18 protein-coding genes and 1 tRNA gene are annotated in these 15,868 nt (G+C 63.4%); 6 read left to right on the plus strand and 13 right to left on the minus strand.

All coding sequences use genetic code 11. The annotated features are described in order from the left end of the window. Positions 1-52 precede the first annotated feature (52 nt). Positions 53-128, minus strand: a tRNA-Ala gene (locus tag HU230_RS33955). A gap of 297 nt (positions 129-425) precedes the next feature. Here HU230_RS33955 and HU230_RS33960 point away from each other — a divergent pair. Genes HU230_RS33960 through HU230_RS33970 form a run of 3 tightly spaced genes read left to right on the plus strand, consistent with a single transcriptional unit; the run spans position 426 to position 1,959 of the window. After that, positions 426-716, plus strand: a complete 291-nt coding sequence (locus HU230_RS33960; RefSeq protein WP_021078230.1) for a YggT family protein — start codon at positions 426-428, stop codon at positions 714-716. A 33-nt stretch (positions 717-749) separates the two neighbouring features. Further along, a complete protein-coding gene (locus HU230_RS33965; protein ID WP_092121274.1) occupies positions 750-1,073 on the plus strand; it encodes a DUF167 domain-containing protein in 324 nt (107 codons plus the stop codon). Between the two features lies 1 nt (position 1,074). Beyond that, entirely contained in the window at positions 1,075-1,959 is an 885-nt protein-coding gene (locus HU230_RS33970; protein WP_176534442.1) for a bifunctional methylenetetrahydrofolate dehydrogenase/methenyltetrahydrofolate cyclohydrolase, read from the plus strand. A gap of 151 nt (positions 1,960-2,110) precedes the next feature. Here HU230_RS33970 and ppa read toward each other — a convergent pair whose 3' ends face one another. Next, positions 2,111-2,641, minus strand: coding sequence for an inorganic diphosphatase (gene ppa, locus HU230_RS33975; protein WP_028343771.1), 531 nt, complete (start codon positions 2,639-2,641; stop codon positions 2,111-2,113). A 165-nt stretch (positions 2,642-2,806) separates the two neighbouring features. Further along, complete coding sequence (locus HU230_RS33980; RefSeq protein WP_176534441.1) at positions 2,807-3,316, minus strand: GNAT family N-acetyltransferase; 510 nt, start codon at positions 3,314-3,316, stop codon at positions 2,807-2,809. A 361-nt stretch (positions 3,317-3,677) separates the two neighbouring features. On the opposite strand from HU230_RS33980, the gene HU230_RS33985 reads away from it, so the two are divergent. From HU230_RS33985 to HU230_RS33995, 3 genes are read left to right on the plus strand one after another with little or no spacing between them, the layout of a single operon-like run. Beyond that, on the plus strand, positions 3,678-4,145 hold the full coding sequence (locus tag HU230_RS33985; protein WP_176534440.1) for a DUF2269 family protein: 468 nt from the start codon (positions 3,678-3,680) through the stop codon (positions 4,143-4,145). A gap of 17 nt (positions 4,146-4,162) precedes the next feature. Then, on the plus strand, positions 4,163-5,491 hold the full coding sequence (locus HU230_RS33990) for an SDR family oxidoreductase (protein ID WP_176534439.1): 1,329 nt from the start codon (positions 4,163-4,165) through the stop codon (positions 5,489-5,491). A gap of 59 nt (positions 5,492-5,550) precedes the next feature. Continuing rightward, a complete protein-coding gene (locus HU230_RS33995; RefSeq protein WP_176534438.1) occupies positions 5,551-5,958 on the plus strand; it encodes a thiol-disulfide oxidoreductase DCC family protein in 408 nt (135 codons plus the stop codon). Between the two features lie 76 nt (positions 5,959-6,034). Here the strand turns inward: HU230_RS33995 and HU230_RS34000 are convergent, their stop codons facing one another. The 10 genes from HU230_RS34000 to HU230_RS34045 form a co-directional block, all read right to left on the minus strand. Further along, positions 6,035-6,844 (minus strand): protein NO VEIN domain-containing protein, encoded by an 810-nt coding sequence (locus tag HU230_RS34000; protein WP_224943869.1) that lies wholly within the window; start codon positions 6,842-6,844, stop codon positions 6,035-6,037. A gap of 20 nt (positions 6,845-6,864) precedes the next feature. Beyond that, a complete protein-coding gene (locus tag HU230_RS34005) occupies positions 6,865-7,104 on the minus strand; it encodes a hypothetical protein (protein ID WP_176534437.1) in 240 nt (79 codons plus the stop codon). A 72-nt stretch (positions 7,105-7,176) separates the two neighbouring features. After that, positions 7,177-8,430 (minus strand): flavin monoamine oxidase family protein, encoded by a 1,254-nt coding sequence (locus HU230_RS34010; RefSeq protein WP_176534436.1) that lies wholly within the window; start codon positions 8,428-8,430, stop codon positions 7,177-7,179. Between the two features lie 197 nt (positions 8,431-8,627). Further along, complete coding sequence (typA, locus tag HU230_RS34015; protein ID WP_176534435.1) at positions 8,628-10,454, minus strand: translational GTPase TypA; 1,827 nt, start codon at positions 10,452-10,454, stop codon at positions 8,628-8,630. A gap of 282 nt (positions 10,455-10,736) precedes the next feature. Then, complete coding sequence (locus HU230_RS34020) at positions 10,737-10,976, minus strand: hypothetical protein (RefSeq protein ID WP_092121303.1); 240 nt, start codon at positions 10,974-10,976, stop codon at positions 10,737-10,739. Then, the gene (locus HU230_RS34025; protein ID WP_176534434.1) at positions 10,973-11,245 is read right to left on the minus strand and encodes a hypothetical protein; all 273 of its coding nucleotides are present in this window, start codon (positions 11,243-11,245) and stop codon (positions 10,973-10,975) included. Before HU230_RS34025 ends, HU230_RS34020 begins: the two co-directional genes overlap by 4 nt. Continuing rightward, entirely contained in the window at positions 11,242-12,687 is a 1,446-nt protein-coding gene (locus HU230_RS34030; protein WP_176534433.1) for a radical SAM protein, read from the minus strand. Before HU230_RS34030 ends, HU230_RS34025 begins: the two co-directional genes overlap by 4 nt. After that, positions 12,668-13,387, minus strand: a complete 720-nt coding sequence (locus HU230_RS34035) for a prolipoprotein diacylglyceryl transferase (RefSeq protein ID WP_176534432.1) — start codon at positions 13,385-13,387, stop codon at positions 12,668-12,670. Before HU230_RS34035 ends, HU230_RS34030 begins: the two co-directional genes overlap by 20 nt. 73 nt (positions 13,388-13,460) lie before the next feature. Continuing rightward, positions 13,461-14,747, minus strand: coding sequence for an IS4 family transposase (locus HU230_RS34040; protein WP_224943361.1), 1,287 nt, complete (start codon positions 14,745-14,747; stop codon positions 13,461-13,463). 302 nt (positions 14,748-15,049) lie between these two features. After that, positions 15,050-15,814: a Crp/Fnr family transcriptional regulator gene (locus HU230_RS34045; protein WP_176534431.1), complete on the minus strand. Its 765-nt coding sequence runs from the start codon at positions 15,812-15,814 to the stop codon at positions 15,050-15,052. Positions 15,815-15,868 lie beyond the last annotated feature (54 nt).

Genomic DNA, 15,868 nt, shown 5'->3' on the forward strand with positions numbered 1-15,868 from the left:
CACCCTTCGGGCTCTGCGCGGCTGCGCCACGCGTAGCCCGAAGGGCGAAGCGTGGTGGAGCCAGGCGGGATCGAACCGCCGACCTCGTCATTGCGAACGACGCGCTCTCCCAGCTGAGCTATGGCCCCATTGCGGCCGGGTATTGCTGAGTATCCCGGCCGTCAGTCGGGCGCCATTTACAGTCCCGCCCAAGGCCAAGTCAAGAACGCTGAAACAACGGTTTTCGACCTGTCCGGCCGGGAACTTCCCTTGTTTGCGGGGGAATGAACCGATATTTAGAGCATGATCCGGACCCGGCGAGCCGCGCCAGCAAAAAGTGCGTCGCGGCTTTCTGAAAAGATCCTGCTCAAACAAGAAGCGCGCTGGCGGCCCAGTCCGGTCTCGTAGCGCTTCACCTGGTCGTCCCACCCGCGAGCCCCCATCATATGCGCGCTGTTCTCGACATCGTCATCATCGTCCTCGACCTCTATGTCTGGCTCTTGATCGCCTCCGCCATCCTGTCCTGGCTGGTCGCCTTCAATGTGGTCAACACGCGCAACCAGTTCGTCTCCGCGGTAGCCGAGTTCCTGTACCGGATCACCGAGCCGGTGCTGCGGCCGATTCGCAACGTGATGCCGAATCTGGGCGGGCTCGATATCTCGCCGATCATCGTGATTCTGATCATCATGTTCATCCAGCGGGTGATTGCCTATTACATCTATCCCAACGTGATCTGATCCCTCGCGACCCTTGCTGATGGAGCCCTGGCGATGGATCCTTGGCGCTATTCCACCGGGGGCATCAGCATCGCCTTGCGCGTGACGCCGCGCGGCGGCCGCGACGACATCGATGGGATCGAGACGTTGGCCAACGGCCGCTCGGTGGTGAAGGTGCGGGTGCGCGCGATCGCAGAAGGCGGCGAGGCCAACCGTGCGGTGACCGAGCTGCTGGCCAAGGCGCTCGGCGTGCCCAAGGCCAGGGTGAAGCTGTTGTCCGGCGCTACCTCGCGGCTGAAGCAGGTGGCGGTGGACGGCGACCCGAAAGGGCTTGGCGAAACGTTGAGGAAGCTGACCAAGCAGGAAACAAGGGACTGACATGACTGCTCGCATCATCGACGGAAAAGCCATCGCCGCCGAGCTTCGCACCCGCGTCGCCGCCGAGGCCGCCCGCGTCAAGCGCGACCATGCGCTGACGCCGGGGCTCGCCGTCGTGCTGGTCGGCCATGATCCGGCGAGCGAGGTCTATGTCCGCAGCAAGCACACCCAGACGCAGGCCGCCGGGATGGCCTCGTTCGAGCACAAGCTGCCGGAGGACGTGTCGCAGGCCGATCTGCTGGCGCTGATCGCACAGCTCAACCGCGATCCCCAGATGCATGGCATCCTGGTGCAGCTGCCGCTGCCGAAATCGCTGCACACCGAAACCGTCATCAACGCGATCGACCCGGCCAAGGACGTCGACGGCCTGCATCCGAATAATGCCGGCCGGCTCGCCGGCGGTCTTGCCGCGCTGTCGCCCTGCACGCCGCTCGGCTGCATCATCCTGACCAAGAGCGTGCACCCCTCGCTCGAGGGCATGAACGCGATCGTGGTCGGTCGCTCCAATCTGGTCGGCCGTCCGCTGGTGCAATTGCTGCTGAACGAGAACGCGACGGTGACGATCGCGCATTCGCGCTCGCGCGATCTGCCGAAGCTCTGCGCCCAGGCCGATCTGGTCTATGCCGCGGTCGGCCGTCCGGAGATGGTGCGTGGCGACTGGCTGAAGCCGGGCGCGACCGTGATCGATGTCGGCATCAACCGCATTCCGGTGCCCGGCGGCAAGCCGAAGCTGGTCGGCGATGTCGCATTCCAGGAAGCGCTTGGCGTCGCCGGCGCGATCACGCCGGTGCCTGGCGGCGTCGGGCAGATGACGGTGGCGTGCCTTTTGGTCAACACCCTGCGTGCCGCCTGCGCGATTGCCGGCCTGCCGGCGCCGGCGGTCTGATCTACTCCCTCGCCCCGCTGTTGCGGGGAGAGGGTTGGGGTGAGGGGCTCTCTCCGCAAGTGCTGACGGCTGAGGGAATCTGTACCACCTCACCCGGATCGCATCTTGCGATGCGATCTGACCTCTCCCCGCAAGCGGGGCGGGGTTAAGATTACTTCTTCTTTGCGCGCTCGATGCCTTCCAGGATCAGCTTGCGGGCTTCGTCGGCGTCGCCCCAGCGCAGCACCTTCACCCACTTGCCCTTCTCGAGGTCCTTGTAGTGCTCGAAGAAGTGCTGGATCTGCTGCAGCGTGATGTCGGGCAGGTCGTTATAGTTCTGCACCTTGTCGTAGCGCTGGGTCAGCTTCGATGACGGCACCGCGATGATCTTCTCGTCACCGCCGGCCTCGTCTTCCATCAGCAGCACGCCGACCACGCGGACGCTCATCACGGCGCCCGGCACGATCGCGCGGGTGTTGACGATCAGCACGTCGCAGGGATCGCCGTCGCCCGACAGCGTGTGCGGGATGAAGCCGTAATTGCCGGGATAACGCATCGGCGTGTAGAGGAAGCGGTCCACCACCAGCGTGCCGGCCTCCTTGTCCATTTCGTACTTAATGGGCTCGCCGCCGACGGCAACCTCGATGATGACGTTGACGTCGTGGGGCGGATTTTTTCCGATCGATATGGCGTCGATACGCATGGATTGCTCCGCGTGGCCTTTGGAAGTTGAAAAGGATGTGATTTTTTGCTTGGCGCCGCCAGGCCGCGAAACAGCTTCAGGCCCGGCCTTGGGAGCCGGGCTGGCCGTCGCGCGCAAGCGCTCAGGCTGTTTAGCCTTGCTGCAGCTGCGAGAGAAGCAGGATTTTCAGTTGGACCAGGCGAAAGCGACCTTGTCGAGCGACTTCGGCCCGAACCGCTCCGAGGAGCGCGCCACCATGCGGCCGCCCAGGGCGCGGTAAAACTCGGTCGCCGACTCGTTGTCGGAAAGCGCCCAGATCACCATGGTCTTCAGGCCGCTCTGCAGGAGGTCGCGGCGGGCTGCGGCGAACAGGCGCCGGCCGAAGCCGAGGCCCTGGAATTCCGGCCGCAGGTAGAGCTCGTAGATCTCGCCTTCGAAATGCAGGCTGCGGGCGCGGTTGCGGCCGTAATTGGCGTAGCCCGCGATCCGGTCGCCGAACACCAGCACGCTGACGCGGCTGCCCTTGCGGATGGCACTGTCCCACCACTGCGGGCCACGGCGATTGATCAGCTTTTCAAGTTCGGCGCCGGGGATGATTCCCTGATACGCCGAGCGCCAGGCTTCGTCATGGGTAGACGCCACCGAGGCTGCGTCTGCAGCTTTGGCCGGCCGGACCTCGATCAGCGTTGTGCTCATGCTTGCAATCAAAGCAAGTCGGAGGGCCGCCTTCAAGGTCCATCGTTAATTATCGGTTAACCTGTGGATTTTTTGCATCAGTGTCATGAAAACTTGTTCCGAAAAAGGACACTTGCCGGGTTCAAGCGACCAATCGCTGGTCCGGGCCTGTGCAAAGCGTGAATCGCGCGCGCAATATGACACTGCCGTCGCTTGGAAAAAGCTCATTCAAGGCTGATTCGCCGGCACGATTTGGCGAGCGATCCAGACGCGATGTGGGTACTCCCAGTGCGCCGCCGCGGTGGATTTTCGTGCACGCCCGGCCTATGGCAGCAGCGGTATCTGTGCGCGCCGAACCCGGCCCGATCGCGAGCGGACTGCAATGACGCTCTACTTCCTGATCAAATATCTGCATGTGCTCGGCGCCATCGTGATCCTCGGCACCGGGACCGGCATCGCCTTCTTCATGCTGGCGGCGCATCGCACGCATGATGCGGCTTTCATCGCGCGCACGGCGGCGACCGTCGTGATCGCGGACATGATCTTCACGCTGAGCGCCGTGCTGCTGCAGCCGGTGAGCGGCGGACTGCTGATGATGCTGTCGGCCACAAGCCTGACCGAACGCTGGCTGTTGGTTTCGCTGGCGCTCTACGCGCTGGCCGGCGTGTTCTGGGTTCCCGTCATCTTCATGCAGATGGAGATGCGCGACCTCGCGCAGGCGGCCGCCGACAAAGGTCTCCCGCTGCCGCCGCGCTACGATGCGCTGTTTCGCCGCTGGTTCCTGTTCGGGATTCCCGGCTTCGGATCGGTGATGATCATCCTGTGGCTGATGATCGCAAAGCCATTTTAGCGCATGATCCGACACCCATGAGTGACGACGCATCACACAACATCCTCGTGCTCGGCGCGTCAGGATTGATCGGGCGCTATGTCACCGACGACCTGAGAGCGCGCGGCTTTCACGTGGTCGGGATCGCGCGGCATTTCAAGTCGGCGCAAAAGATGAGCGCGGCCGACCTCGAGCTTCCGGTGATGTCGATGGAAGCGGCGGCACTGACGCAGCTGCTTCGCACCCACGAGGCGGACATCGTCGTCAATTGCCTCGGCGTGCTGCAGGACGGTCCGGGTAGCGACACCCGCGCCGTGCATCGCGATTTCGTCGCGCGGCTGTTGCAGGCTGTCAGGGGCAGCCACCGCGCCATCCGTCTCGTCCACATTTCGATTCCGGGCACGGATGGTGAGGACCGCACGGCCTTCAGCACCACCAAGCGCGAGGCCGAACGGCTGATCGCGGCGTCCGGGATCGCACACGCAATCCTGCGCCCGGGTTTTGTCATCGCGCCTGCGGCCTATGGCGGCAGCGCCATGCTGCGCGCGCTGGCGGCGCTGCCGGTCGATCTGCCGGCCGACGAGGCCGCGACGCCGTTCCAACCGGTTGTAGTCGAGGATATCGCCGCCACCATCGCGTGGCTCGCTTCGCGCGACGTCGCCGATGAAGCGGTGCGATCGGTGACATGGGATCTGATGCAGCCGCAACCCATCTCGCTCGGCGGCGTCATCGCTAAGTTTCGCTGGTCGTTCGGCACGGCGAAACATGTCCGCCTTCCGACGCCGCCGTTCCTGATCGATCTCGGCGCCCGCCTCGGCGATCTCACGAGCCGCCTCGGCTGGATGCCGCCGCTGCGCTCCAACGCGATCGCCGAATTGCGCCGCGGCGTCACCGGCAATCCCTCGGCCTGGATGGAAGCGACCGGCATCGTGCCGAAGACCATCGCGCAAGCCGTCGGCGGCCGCCCGGCGACCATCCAGGACAAATGGTTCGCCCGGCTGTTCCTGATCAAGGCGCTGATCTTTGCAAGCCTCGTGCTGTTCTGGGTCGCGTCCGGCTTCATCGCCCTGGTCATCTCCTATGACGCGGCAGCCGGCATCCTGAACGCGCACCATTTCCCGCCCGCCCTGGTCGGGCCGGTGACGGTCTTGACCAGCCTGATGGACATCAGCATCGGTGTGCTGATCGCCTTCCGCCGCACGGCGGCGTTCGGTCTTGTTGCAGGCATCATCGCTTCGCTCGGCTACATGGCCGGATCGGCGATCCTGACGCCCGATCTCTGGATCGAACCGCTCGGCGCGCTGGTGAAGACCGGGCCTGCAATCGTGCTGATGCTGGTCGCGTTGCTGATGTTGGATAACCGGTAGCGTTTTCGAGCGAAGTGGGAACCGGTTCGCGTGAAGAAAACGCGTCGAAGGAAATCAAGATGAGAAAGTGGCCGGATGACGACGTGATCCTCTACGACGGCGTCTGCATCTTCTGCTCACGCTGGGTTCGCTTCGTCATCGCCCGCGACACAACGCGCCGCTTCCGCTTCACGCCGATCCAGTCCGACTACGGCACGCGGCTGGCAAAGACTTTCGGCATCGACCCCGACGATCCCGACACCAACGCCGTGGTCCATGGCGGCATCGCCTGGATGAAGTCGGACGCGGCACTGACGGTGCTGAGCCATCTCCCCGGCTGGCGCTGGACCCGCGTGCTGTTCGCGGTGCCTAAGCCGCTGCGCGACGCAGTCTACAGTCTCATCGCACGCAATCGCTACAAGATCTTCGGGAAATACGAGACGTGTTTCGTGCCGGATGCGGATATGCGGGCGAGGGTGCTGGAGTAGCTTGTCAACGGAACAAGTGGGCCTTACTCAAACTGCGTGCCGCCATCAATGAAATGACGCCGCGAAGGAGAGCGGCTCAAGTCGAACAAGTTTTTCGATGGGAGGCTCTAGTTCGAACAATTTTGGCTTTCTGGAGAAGTCGTAAAGTCGACATATGCGGAAATTCCCTTGGCCTCTCGTTTGAAAAGGAAAGTTCGTTCCTTGTCAGATAGAACGGGGTGGTTTGAAGACCGTTGGTTGTCTTGACCTCGATCAGACGCTCTGAACCGTTGTGATCGAACGAATGGATGTCGTACCCGGCTCCATCTCCATCTCCATCTTCTTGGGAGACCCATCTAACTTTCCGCGCAAGGTCCGTGCGGTCATGTGTAATCAGACGCTGCCGCTCAAAGGCAAAGATTAGTTCTTCGCCTGCCTTTCCCAAAGACCTGTTCCGGAAGTCGCGCTCAACGGGGTCAAACTTCCTGACCAAGCGCACCAGCTCCCTATCTCTATGAGCGACAGTCTGAAGGACTGGCGGCTGTTCGACAAATAGACTCGGCGCTTCGCCAAAGCTCTTAGCCGACGGCTCTGGAATCAAATCTCCCGGATTGCGGGTCAAATAGCGCTCGATGCCTTCGATAATCGACTTTTGGAAATTTGGAAGTGGCTTGTAGCCAGAGATTGTCGGCAGCGCGAGCTCAATGAGAACCGCGGAAATGTTCTGGTGCTTGCGTTCGACCGATCCTTCCGTTCGCCCTATGCGCTCCACAAGAGAGCGGCGATGCGCAGATTTATTGTAGTCGACACCATTCAGTTCCGCGCGGAGCATCTCGAAATAATCGGCGATGATGAAGTCTACTTCATCATCGCTCCAATCCAATCCGAATCTATTCTCGTCGGCCATTTTCGTTCAACAAGGAGAAATTATTTCATCCACACGTGGCCAAACATTTGCCTCGGGTCGAGATCGTATTTGTTTCCAAACCACGACACAAAATCAAACGGAGCTTCCTTCTCTTCCCAATGGGACTTGAGAAGCTTGCGGTCGATACCCGCGTCGGCAATGCTGATCGCGTAAATATCCTTGAGCCGTCGATTGACGGCCATGCTCCACTCGGAGAAAGTCATGTCTGTCCACGCCCAGCCATCTTCAAGACTGTTCATTTTGAGGCCTTAATCTATCGCGAGTACGGCATCTATTGCGACAGAGTAGATCAGTCTAAGCGATACATCCAGCTACTGAGAGCTAGGAGCGATGGCCGCCACCACTTCCTTCGCCGCCCGCTCGCCCGAGTCCCGCGCGCCATGCGCGGTCGAGAAGAAATGCGGCGAGGTGGCCTCGCCGGCGAAGAACAGCCGGCCGTCGACCGGCGCGGCCAGCACGGCGCGCTTGTCGGCGTGGCCGGGCAGCGCGTGCGAGTAGGAGCCGCGGGCGAACGGGTCGTGCGCCCAGCGGGATTCGCTGAGCGGCCTTAGCTTGCGGCGGAAATCGTTGCCGAGGAAGGAGACGATCTCGTCGATGCTGTGGGCGGCGATGGCGCCGTCGCCGGCGTCTTCAAGCTCTCGCGCAAAGCGGCCGCCGAAGAAGCCTTCGATGCAGGGCTGGCCGAACGGGCGGATGTGATAGGTGCCCATCTCGGTGCGCATGGTGGCGCCGCGCAGATTGCCTTCCTTGGGTAGCGCCTCGGGCTCGGCGAGCGCCAGCGTCACCTTGTCGGCGAGGCCGAGCGGCAGGCCGCGCGCGGCATCGAGCTTGCCCGGCAGCGCGGGCGAAAAGCGGATCGCCTCGTCGGCGATCAGATTGGTCGGCACGGTGACGATCACCTTGTCCGCCTCAAGCACGCCGCGCGATGTCTCGATGCGCAGGCGCGGGCCTGCGTGATCGATCAGCCGGACCTCGCAGTTCCGCGCGACCGGTACTGGCTCGCCATAAGCTGCGACCAGCGCGCCATAGCCGCGCTTGACGCGCCAATTGACGTTGCTGTCCTCATAGGCGTCGAAGTCGAGGATCGAGAGCTGGTCGAGCTCGCAGCCGTTCACATAGGTCGAGATCGCATCGATCATCGGGTTCCAGCGGTTGCCGGGCTCGAGATAGCGATCGGCGGATGCGTCCTTGCCGCCGCGCGCGGCCTGCTCGATGCGGTCGTAGAACTGGTCGAGCGCAAGCATGAACGCGTCGCGGTCGGTCTGCGGGAATGCCTTGCCATAGGCGCGCTCGCGCCACGGCGGCAGGTCCTTGTTGAGCTCGAAGCCAAGCTGCTGGGCGATGCCGACAAAGCTGTTCTGGTCGGCCGAGTGCAGCCAGCCGCAGCCGACGTCGAACACCACGTCAGGTGCGGCCTGGATCGTATGGGCGCGGCCGCCGAGGCGGTCGCGGGCTTCCAGAACGATGGCGGAAAGGCCGGTGCCCTTCAGCGCATGCGCGGCGCCGAGGCCCGCAGCGCCGGCGCCGATGATGGCGACATCGATCGTGGAGGGGAGGGAACTCATAGCCCGACTCTAGCACGTCTGGAAAGACGCCTGAAGTCACCACGCGCATAACTGTCATCACCCGTGCATGCGGCGATCCAGTATTCCAGAGACGGTGATGATTGAGCGGACAGGCCGCGGCGTACTGGGTGCCCCGGAGGTGTTGGTCATCGGACGGCGCTTCGCGCCGACCCGGTGCCGGGGCATGACAGACGGGCTTAAGCTACAGCCTCTTTGGCCTTTTCGGCGCGCTTGCGGTCGTTCGGATCGAGATGCTTCTTGCGCAGCCGGATCGACTTCGGCGTCACCTCGACGAGCTCGTCGTCCTCGATATAGGCGAGTGCCTTTTCCAGGGTCATCCGGATCGGCGGCGTCAGGCGCACCGCTTCGTCCTTCGAGGTGGTGCGGATGTTGGTGAGCTGCTTGCCCTTCAGCACGTTGATCTCGAGGTCGTTGTCGCGGGTGTGCTCGCCGACGATCATGCCCTTGTAGACCTTCCAGCCCGGCTCGATCATCATCGGGCCGCGGTCTTCCAGCTTGAACATCGCATAGGCCACCGCCTCGCCCTGGTCGTTGGAGATCAGCACGCCGTTGCGGCGGCCCTGGATCTCGCCCTTGTAGGCGGCATAGCCGTGGAAGATACGGTTCATGATCGCGGTGCCGCGGGTGTCGGTCAGCAGTTCGCCCTGGTAGCCGATCAGGCCGCGGGTCGGCGCGTAGAACACCAGCCGCAGGCGGTTGCCGCCGGACGGGCGCATCTCGATCATCTCGGCCTTGCGCTCGCTCATCTTCTGCACGACGACGCCGGAATGCTCCTCGTCGACGTCGATCACGACCTCTTCGATCGGCTCCTGCCACGCGCCGGTCGCCTCGTCCTTCTGCAGCACGACGCGCGGGCGCGACACCGAGAGCTCAAAACCCTCGCGGCGCATGGTCTCGATCAGGATCGCAAGCTGCAATTCGCCGCGGCCGGAGACTTCCATTGAATCCTTGTCGGCGGCCTCGACGACGCGCAGCGCGACATTGCCCTCGGCCTCGCGCATCAGGCGGTCGCGGATCATGCGCGAGGTCACCTTGTCGCCTTCGGTGCCGGCGAGCGGCGAGTTGTTGACGATGAACGACATCGACACCGTCGGCGGATCGATCGGCTGTGCCGGCAGTGGCGTCTCGACCGTGGGGTCGCAGAAGGTGTCGGCGACGGTGCCCTTGGTGAGGCCCGCGATCGCGACGATGTCGCCGGCGTCGGCTTCCTCCAGCGGGGTGCGCTCGATGCCGCGGAAGGCGAGGATTTTGGTGATACGGCCCTGCTCAATGGTCTTGCCGTCGGCGCCAAGCACCTTCACGGCCTGGTTCGGCTTGATGGAACCCGATGAGATGCGGCCGGTGATGATGCGGCCGAGATAGGGGTTGGCTTCGAGGATGGTGCCGATCATGCGGAATGGGCCCTCTTCGACCTTCGGCGGCGCGACATGGCGCACGATCAGGTCGAACAGCGGCTGCATGCCGGCGTCATGCGAAGCTTCCGGGCTGTCGCCCATCCAGCCCTGCTTGGCCGACCCGTACAGGATCGGGAAGTCGAGCTGCTCCTCGGAGGCATCGAGTGCGGCGAACAGGTCGAACACCTCATTGATGACTTCGGTCGGGCGTGCGTCGGGGCGGTCGACCTTGTTGATCACGACGATCGGCTTCAGACCGACCTTGAGCGCTTTCGACACCACGAACTTGGTCTGCGGCAGCGGGCCCTCGGCGGCATCGACCAGCACCAGCGCGCCGTCCACCATGTTGAGGATGCGCTCGACCTCGCCGCCGAAATCGGCGTGGCCGGGGGTGTCGACGATGTTGATGCGGGTATCTTTCCACTGCACCGAGGCCGCCTTGGCCAGAATGGTGATGCCGCGCTCACGCTCCAGATCGTTGGAGTCCATGGCGCGCTCGGTGACCTTCTGGTTCTCGCGATAGGTCCCGGATTGCTGCAGCAGGCGGTCGACGAGGGTGGTCTTGCCGTGGTCGACGTGGGCGATGATGGCGACGTTACGAAGGTTCATGGCTCTTCTTCTGGTCGTGCAATGGTCAGATGCGCGATCTCGCCGGACCAGTTTGGCCGGCCGCTCGCTCACGTGGCCCAATCGGGGCCCGGATCACGCTCATACCCAAGAAATTTGACGGGGACGCATCACCCCAAAAAGGAAGCCCGGTCAGAGGACCGGGCACCTTGCGCGTTGCGGCGCAATATAGTCAGAAAACGTCAAAAAACAACGGTTTATTGGCGGTTTAAGTGCCTGATTTTCGCTCCGGAAGCCGGTTTTGAGGGGCTTTTCGGGGCCGATTCAGCCTCGCTTCTGCGCCCGCGCGAACACAATCAGCCCGAGCCCGCCAAGCGTCACAAGCACCGCAAGGCCGGTGATCGGGTCGTTGGACCCACCCAGAGTGACACTGAGGACCACACAGAGGGCGCCCGGGATCAGCAGCAGCACCCCGACGATCAGCATGAAAATCGCGCAACCACGCGGCAGGCGCGATTCCTGCCGCGGCGGTTCCGTTGGCGGGGGCGTGTCGGAATTGCTCATGAGCTTCCCTTGATCGCGGCGCGGATCAGCATCACACCGGCAAAGCAGACCGCGAGCCCGAGCAGGATCAGGAAGAGAATGGAGGGATCGGTTCTCGACTCGCTCAGGACGCCGAACCCGAACAGGAGGGCGCAGAGCCCGGGCAGAAGAAGGATCAGCCCGAACAGCACCATGAACGCAGTCGCGCAGCCGCCGCGTGGTGGCGGAAGGGGCGGGGGCAGCGAGGGCAGAGATCCATCCGGATTGATGGGGCGGTCGTCGTCGCTCATCGCGGCACCTCCTCACCTTGCCGGGCCTCCCGATAGGTTTGCCCGGCCAGGCTCGCGCGGATGCCGTCGATCTTTCCGTCGCGATAGAACAGGTTGTAGGTGTCGAACGGGATGATCGCGCCGCTCTCGGTGACGAAGTGGATGCAGCTTCGTTTGACGTTGCCGACGCAGAAGTTGAAGCGATCGAGAAACTGCACGATGGTGACGCGGAACACGTTCTCGTAAGTCAGGCCGTCCGGCACCTCGAAGCTCGGCAGGCAGCACAGCAATTCGCAGACTCGCTCGCTGGTGTTCAGCGGCCCCGACGACAGCGAGAACAAATCGACGAACTTTTCCCGGAGCACCGGATATTTCTCCGGACTGATCGTGTTGGGCATCACGGCGACGAGCTGTTCCTGCGGGATCAGCGAGGTCAGCGGCAACACCTTGTCGCCGCTGCGCAGGCCGTAGCCGATCGAGATGCTCTCGGGATTGCACGGCAGCGGGATCATGTCGTTGTCGCCGAACACCCCGGTCTCGATCACGCGCTGGCGGATCTCCGACAGCATGATGCGGTCGGTGTCCTTGTTGAAATCCTGGTTGCGGCCGGCGTCCTGCACCGGCTGCAGGGTAACGCCGCGGACGCATGTCCAGGTCAGCGCGTGGCGGACGATGTCGCCGATCTCGACGTCGTTGACGCCGCGCTTGATGGTCGCGACCAGCGTGGTCGAGACGCCGTGGCGTTCGAGATTCTCCAGCGCCTGCTGGCGGATCTTGCGCAGATCCGCGCCACGCAGATTGACCAGCGCCTCGCGCTTCAGCGAGTCGAACTGCAGGTAGACCTCCAGCCCGCGCTTGTTCTCGGCGAGCTTGGCCACAAAGTCCGGCTCGCGCGCGATTCTGAGGCCGTTGGTGTTGATCATGACGTGGCGGATCGGGCGGGCGCGCACCGCATCCAGGATGGCGAAGAAATCCGGATGCAGCGTCGGCTCGCCGCCGGAGATCTGCACGAGGTCGGGCTCGCCCTCGCTCGCTACCAGCGCATCGAGCATTTTCTCGACCTTCGCCAGCGGCGTGAAGCTGGTTCGCACCGGCGAAGACTCCGCAAAGCACACCGGGCAGGTCAGGTTGCAGTGCTCGGTGATCTCGATCAACGCCAGACAGGAGTGCTGCTCGTGGTCCGGGCACAGCCCGCAATCATAGGGACAGCCGAATTCGGTGTGGCGCTGGAAGGCCAGCGGCCGGTCGCCGGGCTTGATGAAATCCTTGCACAGCCGCCAATAGGCCTGGTCGGTCGAGACCAGCGTCGACTGCACGCCGTGCTGCTTGCAGCGCTTCTCGTACCAGACCTCGTTGCCTGATATCTGGATCTTGGTCGGCACCAGGGTCAGGCAGGTCTCGCAAAGCGATTGGGTCTGGCCCCAGAAGATGTAGGGGCGGGACTTACGCAGCGGCGCGTTCATGCTTCAAGCTCACATTCGGGGCCGTCGCCAGCATGACGGCGGCATAGACCATGACAAACAGCGACAGTAGGTGGAACAGCGAGAACGGGCCGATCAGCGCGCCATACGGCTTGATGAACTCCCACACGAAGCGCTGCAGGCCGTAGTAGAACAGCACGAGGTAGAATCCATTGGTGATGACAGCGGCGTTGCGGTTCAACACGGCCCAGACGTAGAAGGCGGCGAATGCCGCCATCGCGAGGCTTTCATAGAGCTGCACCGGATGGCGCAGGATGCCGTCGCCGAAATCATGGCCCCAGGGCAGCGTGGTCGGCGTGCCATAGGTGAAATCCTCGAGTCCGGCGAAATAGCAGCCGAGCCGGCCGACCGCGACGCCGACCGCAAGCGGCAGCGCGAACCGCGCCCCGGTGCGCAGCGAAATGCCGTGCAGCCATTTGTAGAGCTCGATCGCGACGATGCCGCCCGCCAGCGCGCCTTCGACCGAGCGGGCGATGCCGGGCACGCCGGAGAACCACAGGTTCAGCGTGCCGAAGATGTAGGCGCCGATGCCGGCGCCGAACACCAGCGCGGCGATATACGTCAGCTCGAAGGATTGCCGCGGGAATTGCAGCCCACGCAGGCGCGACAGCCACCACATCGCCACGGCTGCCGCGCACCATGCTGCGACGTCGAAAACGGCGTGAAGTTCAGCCCCACTCATGAGGCGAGTGTAGCGTGATTTTCGCGTTGGGCGATATAGGTTCTCCCTCTCCCCGTTCTTACGGCTATCAGATTCACACATTCTGAAGCCTTAGATTGGCGCCGTATTTGATGGCGTGGAACTTGGCAAGGCCGATGCGGATGACTTTGGGACCCGGCTTGCCGTAGTAGCCGGTCCAGCCGCCGAGGCGTGCGATGACCCAAGCGACAAAGGCCAGGGATCCCTTCGGGTGCGGATTGCGTTGCCGCTCGGTCTTGCCTTCGAGCCGGGCGGAGACGGCTTCGAGGATGGGTTGGTCGTCCGGCTCGAAGGCATCGCTCAGGAGCTGATCCGTGTTGCCGTCGCGGGCCTGGACGAGTTGCTTGATGGTGATGGCCGCAACGGCTGCAGCAGCGACGAAGTTGATCATGGCCTGCGGGTCGCCGATATCGGCTTCCTCTATATCGAAGCCTGCCGTCTTGAGCGTACGGAAGAACTCCTCGATCACCCAACGCGTCCGGTAGAAGCCGACCACTTGACGCGCGTCGTTCAATGTAGCGACAGCGTGGGTAGTCAAAAGCCGCCAATGCACAGGTGCGCTACCGTCTTTCGGCTCCGATACCTCGCGGACATCGACCAGCGTCAGGTGAACCGTCTCGGGCAACGTCGGATCGGCTCCATGGAGCGGCCGGCATACGGCCACCGGCGCGAAGCGCACTGCGAACTCGGTATCGCGCGCGCGCCGTCCTGGTGCGGCGGGGACCGTCATGGCAACGCGCCCTTGTTCGGCCTGGGCGTCGATGAAGGTGAACAGCAAATCCGGGTCTTCTTCGGACCCCTCGATCCGCCGATTCTGGCAGGCCCTCACAACCAATTCGACGTTTTGCGGACGCTTCACGAACAGTTCGTAAAAGTCGCTTTCGCGGTCCGATACCATCGTGACGCTGGCCGCCGCAGCCAGTACCTCACCCGCCCGTTCGCTGCTCTCGATCCATCGTTGCGATTCCTTAGCCGCCGTCGCCCGCTTGCGCCGTGGTGCCAACTCCTCTCGGTTACGGTTCCAGACCTGCATCGAGACCAGACCGAGCAACCCTTGCGTCTCGGCCTCTACCGCCAGTGCCACATGCAGCAACAAACCCGCGGCATTGCCTTTGGCGACCGGTCCGTAGCATTGTCGCGACCGCCGGCCGCCCAAGATCAATTCCGACGTGTCCTGTGCGACAACAACATGCCGACCAGCCGCTCGCTGCCCGGTGAGGTCTCCGGCATGCCGTGACATCTCTGCGGCCGTCACCGACGGATTGTGAAGAAGCCGGCGAAACTGCATCTCGCCCGCACGGTCCTCACCGAGGCGGCGGATGCACGAGCCAGGCCGGGCCACCAGCGCCGCATGCAGCCGCGCCCCCCTTTTTCCAGGCGACGATCGCCAAATCGTCCCAGTCCATATGCCACCCCGGCCATCAAAACCTCCACCGGCTTGCCTACCGATAGAGAATCCCGCTTTACCGCTAATCGCAACCCAGATGTGTGAATGCGATAGGTTCTTACGGGGAGAGGGTTGGGGTGAGGGCTGCCTCCGCGAGTTGTGACCGCGGTGAGACCCGTACCCCCTCACCCGGATTGCATCTGGCGATGCGATCCGACCTCTCCCCGCAAGCGGGGCGAGGTAAGCGTCCGGCCTGCCTAGTTCGTCGGGTTGTCCTCGCTCGGATACACGCCGCGCAGCACTTCCTCGAAGTGATCCTTCACTGCGTCGTTGCACAGGCAGGAGCGCAGCTTGAGCTTGTCGGGGTCGCGGATCACGATCGCACCGCGACGCGTGTCCAGCACGCCTTCCGCCTTGAAGTTCTGGATCACCCGGCTGGTATAGCTGCGGCCGACGCCGAGCAAGGTCGAGAGCTGCTCATGCGTCAGCGGCACCACGCCGTCGCCATTGGTGCGCTCGATCGCCGAGATGATCCATTTCGCGGCGCGCTGCTCGATCGAGTGGATCGCGTTGCAGGCGGTCGACTGGAACATCTGCGCCAGCATGCAGTCGGCATAGCGCGCGAAGATGTTGCGCACCGAGATCGACGTCAGCTTCGCGGCGTCGAGCTTGCTGATCGGCAGCCGCACGAAGGGCCCGCCGAACTTGACGGTGATGCGGGTAAAGGCCGGCAGGAATCCCTGGCTGACGATGCCGCCGACCGCGCCCTCGCGGCCGACCAGGATGGTCTCGACGTCGCGGCCGTCCTCGTTGGCCACCAGGTAGGACGCAAGGCTCGGTCCGCATGGGAAATGCACGATCTGGACATCGTCGCCGGGATTGTAGAGCAAGTCGCCGGCCGCGGCCTCGACCACCGCAAGATACGGCGCGATCAGCTCGTAATCGGCGGCGTTCAGCCGGCGCAAGAGATTGTTGAACGGCCGGTCATTCGTCCCGGCCAAATCGGTCCGTTTCGCAATCATTTGGAAAATCCTGAAAGCCCAACGCGGACCATACTGAAAAAGTTCCCGGATCTA

This window comes from Bradyrhizobium quebecense, assembly GCF_013373795.3.
Taxonomy (GTDB): Bacteria; Pseudomonadota; Alphaproteobacteria; order Rhizobiales; family Xanthobacteraceae; genus Bradyrhizobium; species Bradyrhizobium quebecense.

Bases quoted from the DNA above. Each gene is read 5' to 3' on its own strand.
- HU230_RS33960 (WP_021078230.1), top strand. From the start codon at position 426: ATGCGCGCTGTTCTCGACATCGTCATCATCGTCCTCGACCTCTATGTC.
- HU230_RS33965 (WP_092121274.1), top strand. From the start codon at position 750: ATGGATCCTTGGCGCTATTCCACCGGGGGCATCAGCATCGCCTTGCGC.
- HU230_RS33970 (WP_176534442.1), top strand. From the start codon at position 1,075: ATGACTGCTCGCATCATCGACGGAAAAGCCATCGCCGCCGAGCTTCGC.
- ppa (WP_028343771.1), bottom strand. From the start codon at position 2,641: ATGCGTATCGACGCCATATCGATCGGAAAAAATCCGCCCCACGACGTC.
- HU230_RS33980 (WP_176534441.1), bottom strand. From the start codon at position 3,316: ATGAGCACAACGCTGATCGAGGTCCGGCCGGCCAAAGCTGCAGACGCA.
- HU230_RS33985 (WP_176534440.1), top strand. From the start codon at position 3,678: ATGACGCTCTACTTCCTGATCAAATATCTGCATGTGCTCGGCGCCATC.
- HU230_RS33990 (WP_176534439.1), top strand. From the start codon at position 4,163: ATGAGTGACGACGCATCACACAACATCCTCGTGCTCGGCGCGTCAGGA.
- HU230_RS33995 (WP_176534438.1), top strand. From the start codon at position 5,551: ATGAGAAAGTGGCCGGATGACGACGTGATCCTCTACGACGGCGTCTGC.
- HU230_RS34000 (WP_224943869.1), bottom strand. From the start codon at position 6,844: ATGGCCGACGAGAATAGATTCGGATTGGATTGGAGCGATGATGAAGTA.
- HU230_RS34005 (WP_176534437.1), bottom strand. From the start codon at position 7,104: ATGAACAGTCTTGAAGATGGCTGGGCGTGGACAGACATGACTTTCTCC.
- HU230_RS34010 (WP_176534436.1), bottom strand. From the start codon at position 8,430: ATGAGTTCCCTCCCCTCCACGATCGATGTCGCCATCATCGGCGCCGGC.
- typA (WP_176534435.1), bottom strand. From the start codon at position 10,454: ATGAACCTTCGTAACGTCGCCATCATCGCCCACGTCGACCACGGCAAG.
- HU230_RS34020 (WP_092121303.1), bottom strand. From the start codon at position 10,976: ATGAGCAATTCCGACACGCCCCCGCCAACGGAACCGCCGCGGCAGGAA.
- HU230_RS34025 (WP_176534434.1), bottom strand. From the start codon at position 11,245: ATGAGCGACGACGACCGCCCCATCAATCCGGATGGATCTCTGCCCTCG.
- HU230_RS34030 (WP_176534433.1), bottom strand. From the start codon at position 12,687: ATGAACGCGCCGCTGCGTAAGTCCCGCCCCTACATCTTCTGGGGCCAG.
- HU230_RS34035 (WP_176534432.1), bottom strand. From the start codon at position 13,387: ATGAGTGGGGCTGAACTTCACGCCGTTTTCGACGTCGCAGCATGGTGC.
- HU230_RS34045 (WP_176534431.1), bottom strand. From the start codon at position 15,814: ATGATTGCGAAACGGACCGATTTGGCCGGGACGAATGACCGGCCGTTC.